We start from the raw sequence: 13,804 nt of genomic DNA on the forward strand, positions 1-13,804 counted from the left end.
AGTTTCATCCACACTTACAGTTGCACTACTGACCGTTGCGGCGTCGTTAGTGCCGTTAATCGTGACTTTGATGGTCGAGGGTGTGCCATCAATCGAAGTTACGGTGAAGGTTTCTTCTACTTTATCGCCAACGTTCAATTGATTAAACGCGCTGTTGGCGGTGAACACCCAATGGCCGTTAGCGTCAATAGTTAGGTCGCCGTTAGCTCCAGTAATAGAGTCGGGTGTGAAGGCATTATCTTGGTTATCGACATCGGTGCTGGTTAGCGTGCCTGATGTGGTTACCGCTTTGTCGGTCTCATCGATAGCAACGGTCGCACTGCTGACCGTCGCTGCATTGTTAGTACCGTTAATCGTCACTTTGATGGTCGATGGTGTGCCATCAATAGACGACACCGTGAAAGTCTCTTCAACTTTATCGCCGACATTTAATTGGTTAAACGCGCTGTTGGCGGTGAACACCCAGTGACCATTAGCGTCAATAGTAAGGTCGCCATTGGTGCCGGAAATGGCATCCGGTGTGAAGGCATTATCTGGATTATCGACATCGGTACTGGTTAGCGTGCCTGAGGTAGTTACCGCTTTGTCGGTCTCATCGATAGCAACGGTCGCACTGCTAACCGTGGCTTTGTCGTTGGTGCCATTGATCGTGACCTTGATGGTGGACGGTGTGCCATCAATAGACGAGACAGTGAAAGTTTCTTCGACCTTATCGCCGACATTTAATTGGTTAAACGCGCTGTTGGCGGTGAACACCCAGTGCCCGTTGGCATCAATGGTTAAATCACCGTGGGTTCCCGTGATCGAATCTGGTGTAAAGGTGTTATCCAGGTTATCCAAATCGGTGCTGGTTAGAGTGCCTGATGTCGTTATCGCTGTGTCAGTCTCATCGATAGCAACGGTTGCACTGCTGACTGTGGCTTTGTCGTTAGTGCCGTTAATAGTCACCTTGATGGTTGACGTTGTGCCATCAATAGACGATACAGTGAAGGTCTCTTCAACTTTATCGCCGACATTTAATTGGTTAAACGCGCTGTTGGCAGTGAATACCCAATGCCCGTTGGCATCAATAGTTAAATCACCGTGGGCTCCCGTGAACGAATCTGGTGTAAAGGCATTATCCAGGTTATCCAAATCGGTGCTGGTTAGCGTACCTGATGTGGTTACCGCTTTATCGGTCTCATCGATAGCGACGGTCGCACTGCTAACCGTGGCTTTATCGTTGGTGCCATTAATCGTCACTTTGATAGTGGACGGTGTGCCATCAACAGATGACACAGTGAAGGTTTCTTCGACTTTGTCACCGACATTTAATTGGTTAAACGCGCTGTTGGCTGTGAAGACCCAGTGGCCATTAGCGTCAATAGTAAGGTCGCCAGTGGTGCCGGAAATGGAGCCCGGTGTGAACGCATTATCTGGATTATCGACATCGGTACTGGTTAGCGTGCCTGATGTCGTTATAGCTTTGTCAGTTTCATCCACAGTGACCGTTGCGGTACTGACCGTCGCTGCATCGTTAGTACCGTTAATCGTCACTTTGATGGTCGATGGTGTGCCATCAATAGACGAGACAGTGAAGGTTTCTTCTACTTTATCGCCGACGTTTAATTGATTAAATGCGCTGTTAGCGGTGAATACCCAGTGCCCGTTGGCATCAATAGTTAAATCACCGTGGGTTCCCGTGATCGAATCTGGTGTAAAGGTGTTATCCGGGTTATCCAAATCCTTACTGGTTAGCGTGCCTGAGGTAGCTACCGCTCTGTCAGTTTCAACGATAGCGACGGTCGCACTGCTAACAGTGGCTTTGTCATTAGTGCCATTTACTGTGATAGTCACTTGGTGTGACGTCCCATCAGCAGAGTGAACGGTAATCGTATCGGTAGCGGTTGCCCCTTTACCTAATGCTTGAACGGCAGGGTTTTTATTATCAAGATCGTACGTCCAAGAACCCGAATCGGTGAGATGTAGCGCACCAAACGAGCCTACGATATCGGTATTAGAGAAATGCGCTTCGCCAGTATCTACGTCAGTGACAGTCAACGTACCAGAGGTTTGCAATTGAGATTCTTCGGTTACCACTCCAGCACTTGTTCCGCTTATTACGGCTTTATCATTGGTGCCGTTAACGGTAATAGTGATCTGATGAGGAGTGCCGTCGGCGGAGTGGATGGTTATGATATCTGTTGTCGCAGAACCTTGACCAAGAGCTTGAACTTGTGGATTTTTATTATCTAGACCGTAGGTCCAATCGCCATTGTCTTTAAGGTGTAAAGTTCCGAGCGTTCCCTTGAGGTCGGAACTAGAAAAATGCGCCTCTTTTGAGTCGATATCGGTGATGTTGAGTTGGCCCGAAACCGTTAGGTCTTTATCTTCAGTAACTTGGCTTGAGCCATTACTTGTCCCGATAGCGAAAAACGAACTTGGTGAGCTTGCTGTACTGCTCGTGATTACTGCATGGTCGTTGGTGCCATTAATCGTGATGGTAACTTGATGCGCTGTACCATCGGCAGAGTGAACCGTGACGATATCTGTCGCAGTCGAGCCTTGACCAAGCCCTTGAACTACAGGGTTATTGTTGTCTAAATCGTATGTCCAAGCACCGTTTTTTGTGATGCTTAGCGTACCGAAGTTGCTAGTCACCTGTGATACTTGAAAGTGTGTTTCGCCAGTATCGACATCCGTTACTGTAAGTGTGCCAGAGGTTTGAAGTTGAGACTCTTCAGTTACCACGCCGGCACTCGTCCCGCCTATAGCTGCTGTATCATTGGTGCCGTTAACGGTAATAGTGATTTGATGAGGCGTGCCATCAGCAGAATGAACAGTAATGGTGTCGGTAGCGGTTGCACCATCTCCTAATGCTTGAACTGCTGGGTTAGTGTTATCTAAGTCGTACGTCCAAGCGCCAGAATCTGTCAGGTGCAGCACACCAAAGGTGCCTACGATATCTGTGTTGGAGAAGTGTGCCTCGCCAGTATCGACATCGGTGACTGTCAGTGTGCCCGAGGTTTGCAGTTTAGATTCTTCGGTTACCGAACCTGAGCTGGAGCCACGAATGAGAGCCGCATCATTAGTACCATTTATCGTGACTTTAATGGTAGACGGCGTGCCATCAACAGACGAGACAGTGAAGGTCTCTTCGATTTTATCGCCAGCATTAAGTTGGTTAAATGCGCTGTTAGCGGTAAATACCCAATGCCCGTTGGCATCAATAGTTAGGTCACCGTTGGTGCCGGGAATGGAGTCTGGTGCGAACGCATTATCTGGGTTATCGATATCGGTGCTGGTTAGCGTGCCTGATGTAGTTAAAGCAGTGTTAGTTTCATCAATAGCAACGGTAGCACTGCTAACAGTGGCTTTGTCATTAGTACCGTTAATCGTCACTTTGATCGTCGACGGTGTGCCATCAACAGACGAAACAGTGAAGGTTTCCTCAACCTTGTCACCGACATTTAATTGGTTAAGCGCGCTGTTGGCGGTGAAGACCCAATGACCATTAGCGTCAATAGTTAGGTCGCCATTGGTGCCGGAAATGGAATCCGGTGTGAAAGCATTATCTGGGGTATCCAAATCCGTACTGGTTAGCGTGCCTGATGTGGTTACCGCTTTGTCGGTCTCATCGATAGCGATGGATGCACTGCTGACTGTGGCTTTATCGTTGGTGCCATTGATCGTGATCTTGATGGTGGACGGTGTGCCATCAACAGATGACACCGTGAAGGTTTCTTCAACTTTATCCCCGACGTTTAATTGATTAAACGCGCTGTTGGCGGTGAACACCCAATGACCATTAGCATCAATAGTAAGGTCGCCGTTAGTTCCAGTAATAGAGTCGGGTGTGAAGGTATTATCTGGGTTATCCACGTCGGTGCTGGTTAGCGTGCCTGATGTCGTTACTGCTTTATCAGTTTCATCGATAGCAACGGTCGCACTGCTAACTGTGGCTTTGTCGTTAGTGCCGTTAATAGTCACCTTTATGGTGGACGTTGTGCCATCAATAGACGAGACAGTGAAGGTCTCTTCAACTTTATCGCCGACATTTAATTGGTTAAACGCGCTGTTGGCAGTGAACACCCAATGGCCGTTAGCGTCAATAGTAAGGCCGCCGTTAGCTCCAGTAATTGAGTCGGGTGTGAAGGCATTATCTTGGTTATCGACATCGGTGCTGGTTAGCGTGCCTGATGTGGTTACCGCTTTGTCGGTCTCATCGATAGCAACGGTCGCACTGCTGACCGTCGCTGCATCGTTAGTACCGTTAATCGTCACTTTGATCGTCGACGGTGTGCCATCAATAGACGACACCGTGAAGGTTTCTTCGACCTTATCGCCGACGTTCAATTGATTAAACGCGTTGCTAGCGGTGAACACCCAATGACCAGTAGCATCAATGGTGAGATCACCGTTGGTACCTGAAATGGAATCGGGTGTGAATGCATTGTCTGGGTTATCCAAATCCGTACTGGTTAGCGTGCCTGATGTGGTTACTGCTTTGTCAGTCTCATCTATAGCGACGGTCGCACTGCTGACAGTAGCTTTATCGTTGGTGCCGTTAATCATCACTTTGATCGTTGACGGTGTGCCGTCAATAGACGAGACAGTGAAAGTCTCTTCGACTTTATCGCCGACGTTTAGTTGATTAAACGCGCTGTTGGCGGTGAAGCTCCAGTGACCGTTGGCATCAATAGTTAGGTCACCGTTAGCTCCAGTAATGGAATCCGGTGTGAAGGCATTATCTGGATTATCGACATCGGTGCTGGTTAGCGTACCTGAAGTAGTTACCGCTTTGTCAGTCTCATCCACACTGACCGTTGCGGTACTGACCGTCGCTGCATCGTTAGTCCCGTTAATCGTCACTTTGATCGTCGACGGTGTGCCATCGACAGACGACACAGTGAAGGTTTCTTCTACTTTATCGCCAACGTTCAATTGATTAAACGCGCTGTTCGCGGTGAACACCCAATGGCCGTTGGCATCAATAGTCAGGTCACCGTTGGTGCCAGTAATCGAATCCGGTGTGAATGCGTTATCTGGGTTATCGACGTCGATACTGGTTAGGGTTCCTGAGGTTGTCACCGCTTTGTCAGTCTCATCGATGGCGACGGTCGCACTGCTGACAGTAGCTTTATCATTGGTGCCATTGATCGTCACTTTTATGGTCGACGGTGTACCATCGATGGAAGAGACAGTGAAAGTCTCTTCGATCTTATCGCCAACGTTTAGTTGATTAAACGCGCTGTTGGCAGTGAATACCCAGTGGCCTGTGGCATCAATGGTGAGGTCGCCATTTGTGCCTGAAATAGAATCCGGCGTAAACGTGTTGTCTGGGTTATCCACATCGGTACTAGTCAATGTTCCTGATGTGGTTACCGCTTTATCAGTCTCATCCACACTGACTGTTGCGGTACTGACTGTCGCTGCATCGTTGGTGCCATTAATCGTCACTTTGATCGTTGACGTTGTGCCATCAATAGCCGAGACAGTGAAGGTCTCTTCGACTTTATCGCCGACGTTTAGCTGATTAAACGCGCTGTTCGCGGTAAATACCCAGTGACCAGTGGCATCAATAGTCAGGTCACCGTTGGTGCCAGTAATAGAATCCGGCGTAAACGTATTGTCTGGGTTGTCTACATCGGTACTGGTTAGCGTGCCTGAGGTCGTTACCGCTTTATCAGTCTCATCCACACTGACTGTTGTGGTACTGACTGTCGCTGCATCGTTAGTACCGTTAATCGTGACTTTTATGGTGGAAGGTGTGCCATCAACGGAAGTGACGGTAAAGGTTTCTTCGACTTTGTCGCCGACGTTTAATTGATTAAACGCGCTGTTGGCGGTGAAGGTCCATTGGCCATTAGCACCAATAGTGAGGTTGCCGTTGGTGCCAGTAATCGAATCCGGCGTGAACGCATTGTCTGGGTTATCGACGTCGGTACTGGTCAATGTTCCTGATGTCGTTACCGCTTTGTCAGTCTCATCCACACTGACTGTTGTGGTACTGACTGTCGCTGCATCGTTAGTACCGTTAATCGTGACTTTTATGGTGGAAGGTGTGCCATCAACGGAAGTGACGGTAAAGGTTTCTTCGACTTTGTCGCCGACGTTTAATTGATTAAATGCGCTGTTCGCAGTGAACGTCCAATGACCATTGGCATCAATAGTCAGGTCGCCATTGGTGCCGGAAATAGAACCCGGAGTAAACGCATTATCTGGGTTGTCTAAATCGGTACTAGTGAGGGTTCCAGAAGTTGTTATAGCGCGGTCAGTTTCATCCACATTGACCGTTGCGGTACTGACCGTCGCTGCATCGTTAGTCCCGTTAATCGTCACTTTGATCGTCGACGGTGTGCCATCGACAGACGTCACAGTGAAGGTTTCTTCCACTTTATCGCCGACGTTTAATTGGTTAAACGCGCTGTTGGCGGTGAACACCCAGTGACCATTGGCGTCAATGGTTAAGCCGCCGTGGGTTCCTGTGAGCGAAATCGGAGTGAATGTGTTGTCAGGGTTATCTACATCTGTACTGGTTAGCGTGCCTGATGTGGTTATCGCTTTGTCAGTCTCATCGATAGCAACGCTTGCACTGCTAACAGTGGCTTTGTCGTTAGTGCCATTAATCGTCACTTTGATCGTTGACGGTGTGCCGTCAATAGACGAGACAGTGAAAGTCTCTTCGACCTTATCACCGACGTTTAATTGGTTAAACGCGCTGTTGGCGGTGAACACCCAGTGACCACTAGCGTCAATAGTTAGGTCGCCATTGGTACCGGAAATGGAATTCGGCGTGAAGGTATTATCTGGGTTGTCTACATCGGTACTGGTGAGGGTCCCAGAAGTTGTTATAGCGCTGTGAGTTTCATCCACACTTACAGTTGCACTACTGACCGTTGCGGCGTCGTTAGTGCCGTTAATCGTGATTTTGATGGGCGAGGGTGTGCCGTCAATCGAAGTTACGGTGAAGGTTTCTTCTACTTTATCACCAACGTTCAATTGATTAAACGCACTGTTGGCGGTGAACACCCAATGACCATTGGCATCGATAGTCAGGTCACCGTTGGTGCCTGAAATAGAATCCGGCGTAAACGTATTATCTGGGTTGTCTAAATCGGTACTAGTGAGGGTTCCAGAAGTTGTTATAGCGCTGTCCGTTTCATCTACAGTGACCGTTGCGGTACTGACCGTCGCTGCATCGTTAGTCCCGTTAATCGTCACTTTGATCGTCGACGGTGTGCCATCGACAGACGACACAGTGAAGGTTTCTTCTACTTTATCGCCGATGTTCAATTGATTAAACGCACTGTTGGCGGTGAACGCCCAATGACCATTGGCATCGATAGTCAGGTCACCGTTGGTGCCTGAAATAGAATCCGGCGTAAACGTATTATCTGGGTTGTCTAAATCGGTACTAGTGAGGGTTCCAGAAGTTGTTATAGCGCTGTCAGTTTCATCCACACTTACAGTTGCACTACTGACCGTTGCGGCGTCGTTAGTGCCGTTAATCGTGACTTTGATCGTCGACGGTGTGCCATCGACAGACGACACAGTGAAGGTTTCTTCTACTTTATCGCCAACGTTCAATTGATGAAACGCACTGTTGGCGGTGAACGCCCAATGACCATTGGCATCGATAGTCAGGTCACCGTTGGTACCTGAAATGGAATCGGGTGTGAATGCATTGTCTGGGTTATCCAAATCCGTACTGGTTAGCGTGCCTGATGTGGTTACCGCTTTGTCAGTTTCATCCACAGTGACCGTTGCGGTACTGACCGTCGCTGCATCGTTAGTGCCGTTAATCGTCACTTTGATGGTCGATGGTGTGCCATCAATAGACGAGACAGTGAAGGTTTCTTCTACTTTATCGCCGACGTTTAATTGATTAAATTCGCTGTTAGCGGTGAACACCCAATGGCCGTTAGCGTCAATAGTTAGGTCGCCGTTAGCTCCAGTAATAGAGTCGGGTGTGAAGGCGTTATCTTGGTTATCGACATCGGTGCTGGTTAGCGTGCCTGATGTGGTTACCGCTTTGTCGGTCTCATCGATAGCAACGGTCGCACTGCTGACCGTCGCTGCATCGTTAGTGCCGTTAACGGTAATAGTGATTTGATGAGGTGTGCCATCGGCTGAATGAACGATAATGGTGTCGGTAGCGGTTGCACCGTCTCCTAAAGCTTGAACGGCTGGGTTAGTGTTATCTAAGTCGTACGTCCAAGCGCCAGAATCTGTCAGGTGCAGCGTACCAAAGGTGCCTAAGATATTTGTGTTGGAGAAGTGTGCCTCGCCAGTATCGACATCAGTGACAGTCAGTATGCCCGAGGTTTGAAGTTTAGATTCTTCGGTTACCGAACCTGAGTTGGATCCACTAATGAGAGCAGCATTATTAGTATCTTTTGTCGAGGGCGTACTATTGGTGATCGTTGGAATAGATGCAGAGGGAGCATGATGAACTTCCTGATTAGAAAGCATTGAACGGTGATGAGACGATGAAAAATGTGCACCAGAGCCTTGAGACGTATGATTTGAACTGGGGAGGGGGGCGTTGGCTTGAACATTTTGACTTGTATCAGCTGACGATTCTGTTTGTTTGTGGCCAGTTGAAGCTGTTGTCGTTTTTGTTTCAGTTTCGTCGTTGTTTGCATCTGAACGGGTCGCATCATTAGAATCGGGTAACTCTTCCGCCGTAGAATGTTTAGTGAAAGACGGTAAGATCATCATAAGTGACTGCAGTAGGGGGAGTTTTGCTTTTAAGCGTTGGTGCAGTCTGAGCTTCTTTTTTGTTTTTATTTTTTTTTGCTTCGGCTCTTCACTCTTCGTATTTTTGAGTACTGAGTTTTTATTTTTTTTAGAGTCGTTTTTCTGCTTAGTCATTCTTTCATCCATGAACCTAAAATTGTCTTCCTTAAGTTAAATACACAGACGGCAGTTTCGCTAGCTAAAAGGATAATTAATAAAGAAAACGACTAAGTGTTGGTATGTATCTCAACTCAATAGATAAAACTATCCAACGACGTTTCTGATAGTGTTGAAAAATCCTGACTTAAATAACAGCGTGCTTCTAGAAGGGCCATTGCTAATGTGCCCCTAGCTCTTGCTCAACAATTTCTTTAAACGCACGCACTTTCGCCGACATATGCTTTCGGCTTGGGTATACCATGTACACCCCAAGTTGGTGTTTTGGGAAGTCACTAAATAATTCTATTAGCTCGCCTGATTCGATTTCGTTACCGAGATAAAATCGAGGTAAACGGGTGATACCCACCCCCGCCTTACACATTTCAAGCTCCATCTGTGCGCTATTAATCGTGATTCTATTGGTAATATCCACAATGGCTTCATGACCATTAGGTTCTTGATAACTCCATCTTTTTGGGTTTTTAGCGTAGCTATAGGTAATGATGTCATGTTGTGTGAGTTCACGCGGATGAATCGGTGTGCCGCGACTTTTTAGGTATTGGGGAGAGGCGATGGTGACACCAGTGTCGCTAAATAACTTACGACTGATAAGTGACGAGTCTTCAAGTTTGTCTGATGCCCGAATTGCGATATCAATGCCTTGTTCGATGACATCTATCTTCTTATCGCTGAGGTCAATATCAAGGCTGACTTTAGGGTATGTCTGAGCATAGCGCGTAAAAATAGGGGTCATTGTCGATAGCCCGAGGGCAACAGGGCACGTAATCTTCAATACACCTGTGGGCTCGGTTTGACTGCCAGAGATGGATTCTTCCGCTGCTTTCGCCGCATCTATGACATCTCGTGCTTGTTGGTAAAAGTGTTCTCCCTCCGGAGTTAACTTGAGTACTCGAGTCGTGCGTTGCAACAGTCTTACTCCCAAACGCTCTTCAAGTTTGGTGACTTCCTTACTTATATAAGATGTTGAATGGTGGGTTTTTTCTGCTGCTATAGTGAAGCTACCACTCTCTACTACTTCAACAAATACCACAAAGCCGTCTAATAACTTACTGTTGTACATTCGATCTATTCCTTGTTATTTGGAAATAATGACTTTTCATTGTGGCTATTAATTTCTCAATGAAAAGGAATTATGCTGAATTCAATAACTAAAAACATGAACAAACGGAGCGCTATCATGGAGCAAATTAGCCGAGTGAACCACATTGGAATTCGAGTGAGCGACTTTGAACAGTCAAGAGACTTCTACAAAAAGTTGGGATTTCAAACCATTACAGGCCCATCAGGACCAGAGCCTGTCGCCATTGTAGAGCACCCAAGTGGTATTAATATTAACTTTATTCTCAATGCGGATAAGGGCGACAAGAAGAATCAGCTAATGGATATTCCAACCAAATACACCGGTTATACCCATGTAGCACTAGAAGTTTCGAGTGCAAAAGCGGTGATAACGACGTTAGCAGAGTTAGATATTCCTTTAAGTGGTGAGCCAATGACTCACCCAACTGGCACATCATTTTTCATACGAGACCCAGACGACAATGTCATTGAGTTTATTGAATATAGTGGCTTAACCAATCTAGCGGTTTAACAACGACACGAATTAGGAGAGTCAGGATGAAAACAACAATGAAAGTACTCGCATTTGGCGCAAGTAACAGCCGAACTTCTATCAATCAAGTATTAGCGAACTATGCTGCAAATTTGATTGAAGGGGCTCAAGTGGACTTAATTGATCTTAATGATTTTGAAGCCGCTTTGTATAGTGAAGACCGAGAGAAACAATCGGGAATCCCGGAACAAGCCCAGCACTTTTATCGTTTAATTGGGGAGTCCGATGCCATTGTCATCTCATTCGCGGAGCACAATGGTTCTTACACAGCAGCATATAAGAACTTATTCGATTGGACGTCGCGTATTAATATGCAGGTATTCCAGAATAAACCCGTTGTCTATCTTGCCACATCACCCGGTCCGGGAGGCGCTCAAAGCGTACTTGCGTCCGCCACTCACTCTGCTCCTTATTTTGCTGCAGAGGTTAAAGGCTCGGTGTCGGTACCTAATTTCTATGACAATTTTGATATGGAACAGCAAGTTGTCACGGATGGAGAGCTGCAAGACAAAATAGCGTCTGCTATTGCGCATTTATGCTGAATAAAAAGTATTAATTCATCCGCTTAGAGCTAGATTAAGTCATTAGATAGGCAGAGTGCAATGGACGCAAAATTACTTACATCGCCGGTGCGTCCGGCTTTGATTAGCATGGCAGCGCCAGCTGCGTTTGGAATGCTAATGACCTTCACATTTCAACTTATTGATACTTATTTCGTTGGTATGCTTGGTACTGACCAGCTAGCGGCGATGAGTTTTTCTTATCCTGTGTATATATTGGTGGTGTCGTTGTTTATGGGGTCCGCTGTAGGCGTTTCGTCTACGGTGGCAAAAGCATTAGGAGAGGGGGATGTTGAAAAAGCGCGCCGACTAACATCCGTATCTTTACTCGTGTTTATGCTCTTGACAGTGATACTTACCTTGGTTGGGTTACTGACAAGCGACTATCTATTTAAAGCGCTTGGGGCTCGCGAGGCGTTATTGCCCACTGTGAAGCAATATATGATTCCCTTGTTTATTGGGATGGCGGCATTGGTCGGGGGACTTATTGGTAATGCTGCGCTGATGGCGAAAGGTGTACTAATACGTTCGACGATTGTTATGGCTATTGGCGGTGTAGTGAATGTCATTTTCGATTACTGGTTAATATTTGGCATCGGACCGTTTCCCGCTATGGGGTTAGAGGGCGCTGCAATTGCGACGGTGATATCTTGGCTGACGATACTGATAGCAATGACGGCGTTACTAGTGAAGGAGTCACTAATCACGTCGAATGTGATAATAACGCTCAAACAGACTATTGAAGAACTCACGTCGATTTTTCATGTAGCCTTACCTGCTATTGCTGCCCAGTTGCTAAATCCTATTGCTATTGCAGTGATTACTCGTAGTGTCGCTCAATATGGCGATGATGCAATTGCAGCGTTTGGGATTGCTACTCGAATAGAATCATTAGTTTTGGTTGGGATCCTATCATTAAGCGTCGTGATGACCCCCTTTATCGCTCAAAATTATGGTGCTAAGCGTTGGCTTCGGTTAGATAGCGCTGTCGCTCATTCAGGCCGGCTAACCGTCTATTGGGGTATGTTGGCCTTCATCGTTGTCGCTTTTTTTTCTGAATCAATAATCGGCCTATTCACGTCATCTCAGGCAATCGTTGAACTAGGCTCTACCTACCTTTGGGTAGTAGGTGCGAGCTTTCCTTTGTTTGGTTTGTCGCTCGTGACCACATCGTTTCTAAATGGAGTGCAGGTTCCGCGTTTGTCGTTAAAACTGACATTAGTTAAGTCTTTGTTGTTAACCATTCCATTGGCAGTAATTGGCAGCACCTGGGCACTGAACGGTATTTGGTTAGGAGTGAGCTTAGCGAATCTGCTTGGGGCAATTTACGCTTATCAAGTCCTTAATCAATGGATTCAATCAAACAGAGCAGGGCGCTCTAAGCAAAGCATAATGGATGATTACAAGGCAGATTTAGAGGCGATTAAGAAATATGTTGAGCGATGCTTTTCTCATTGAAAGGCGCGGTTTGGAAGGGCGGTCGACATAAGGTAATATTTATTTAAACTTTATTGTGAAAAAGCTTGACAACACCAGTGGCTCTAGTAATATCGCCGTCGCTCTGTTGTTCAGAGTTATTAATGATACATCAAGTAAAGCAATCCTCAGAATTCTTCGTAACAGTTGTTTTCCTCAGTGGTTCCCTTAGCTTCATCGTCACATTCAATAATTCAAGCTTTCAGCGCATCGCAGTATTGCGATATTTTTCTAATGAATTTAACTTTATAAGGGACACATTATGTCTACTAAAACAACTGGTATCGTAAAATGGTTTAACGAAGAGAAAGGTTTCGGTTTCCTAACTCAAGACAACGGCGGCGCAGACGTATTCGTACACTTCCGTGCTATCGCTTCTGAGGGTTTCAAAACTCTTGCTGAAGGCCAAAAAGTATCTTTCGAAGTTGAGCAAGGCCAAAAAGGTCTTCAAGCTGCTAACGTTGTAGCTATCTAATTTCGACGTTACCGCAAATGGCCAGTGGTCATTTGCGGTAATATCTACTTTTTAATCTCTATACTGGAATTTCGAACACAGAAAATACGCAACACCTGCCTTTCACGCATGTCACACGTTTTATTCACTTCGCAATATCAATATAAATCTCAATACCGTAATTTTTATACAATCCGTAATTTAAGATAGCTCATTCATGTGAGTGACGGCATCTTAGTTGCAAAATAATATTAAGGATCTTCTATGTCTCGTTCAATGGGTCGTAAACGCTTTTGGTTTCAACACTCTAAAAATAATAGCAACAGTAATTCAAAAAAAGGTAATCAATGACAGTAAATTTCGTTTTATTCAATAATCAGCTTTCTTGGAGTGTGTTAATACACCAACTTAACGGCGATATCTTATCGCGCCATGTGATGATGAAAGACAATATGGGTAACGTTGGTATAGACTTTTCCTATTGCGAGAAAACTCAGCAAGGAACAATTGTTAATAGTTTAAATGAATGTATTGGTCGTTTTTCTCTATCCTCTTAACGTCATATAATACCTTCTACTTTTCGATAAATTCTGAATCATAAATTTTAGAAACGTTGCACTAAAATATTTTGTGTATATGGTAATTACCCCATTATTCTTGCCATATAGATTCAGATTTACTTACTTTACTCTCTCTTTTTTACTATTTCATATAAAACCTCATTGACTTAACACGGTTAATCGCTTGACCTTCCCCTTAGGGTAACCTTTATACTTGCCTGGTATTTTCGGTAAGGTGTGG

Annotated in this window: 7 protein-coding genes; 5 read left to right on the plus strand and 2 right to left on the minus strand. The window is 45.8% G+C overall.

What is annotated here, in order from left to right; translation table 11 throughout:
• Positions 1 to 8,856 (minus strand): VCBS domain-containing protein (locus tag M9196_RS19150; protein WP_250619116.1); only part of this gene is annotated, 8,856 nt, incomplete at its 3' end.
• 202 nt (positions 8,857 to 9,058) lie between these two features.
• On the minus strand, positions 9,059 to 9,961 hold the full coding sequence (locus M9196_RS19155; RefSeq protein WP_250619117.1) for a LysR family transcriptional regulator: 903 nt from the start codon (positions 9,959 to 9,961) through the stop codon (positions 9,059 to 9,061).
• Between the two features lie 117 nt (positions 9,962 to 10,078).
• On the opposite strand from M9196_RS19155, the gene M9196_RS19160 reads away from it, so the two are divergent.
• The 5 genes from M9196_RS19160 (at position 10,079) to M9196_RS19180 (ending at position 13,560) form a co-directional block, all read left to right on the plus strand.
• Positions 10,079 to 10,492, plus strand: a complete 414-nt coding sequence (locus M9196_RS19160; RefSeq protein ID WP_250619118.1) for a VOC family protein — start codon at positions 10,079 to 10,081, stop codon at positions 10,490 to 10,492.
• Positions 10,493 to 10,530: 38 nt separating this feature from the next.
• Positions 10,531 to 11,055 carry an NADPH-dependent FMN reductase gene (locus tag M9196_RS19165; protein WP_250619184.1) on the plus strand — a complete coding sequence of 175 codons (525 nt, stop codon included), beginning with the start codon at positions 10,531 to 10,533 and terminating at the stop codon, positions 11,053 to 11,055.
• A gap of 60 nt (positions 11,056 to 11,115) precedes the next feature.
• Entirely contained in the window at positions 11,116 to 12,531 is a 1,416-nt protein-coding gene (locus tag M9196_RS19170; protein ID WP_250619119.1) for an MATE family efflux transporter, read from the plus strand.
• Positions 12,532 to 12,811: 280 nt separating this feature from the next.
• On the plus strand, positions 12,812 to 13,024 hold the full coding sequence (cspE, locus tag M9196_RS19175; RefSeq protein WP_250619120.1) for a transcription antiterminator/RNA stability regulator CspE: 213 nt from the start codon (positions 12,812 to 12,814) through the stop codon (positions 13,022 to 13,024).
• 326 nt (positions 13,025 to 13,350) lie between these two features.
• Positions 13,351 to 13,560: a hypothetical protein gene (locus M9196_RS19180; RefSeq protein WP_250619121.1), complete on the plus strand. Its 210-nt coding sequence runs from the start codon at positions 13,351 to 13,353 to the stop codon at positions 13,558 to 13,560.
• Positions 13,561 to 13,804 lie beyond the last annotated feature (244 nt).

It is taken from the genome of Vibrio methylphosphonaticus, assembly GCF_023634655.1.
Taxonomy (GTDB): domain Bacteria; phylum Pseudomonadota; class Gammaproteobacteria; order Enterobacterales; family Vibrionaceae; genus Vibrio; species Vibrio methylphosphonaticus.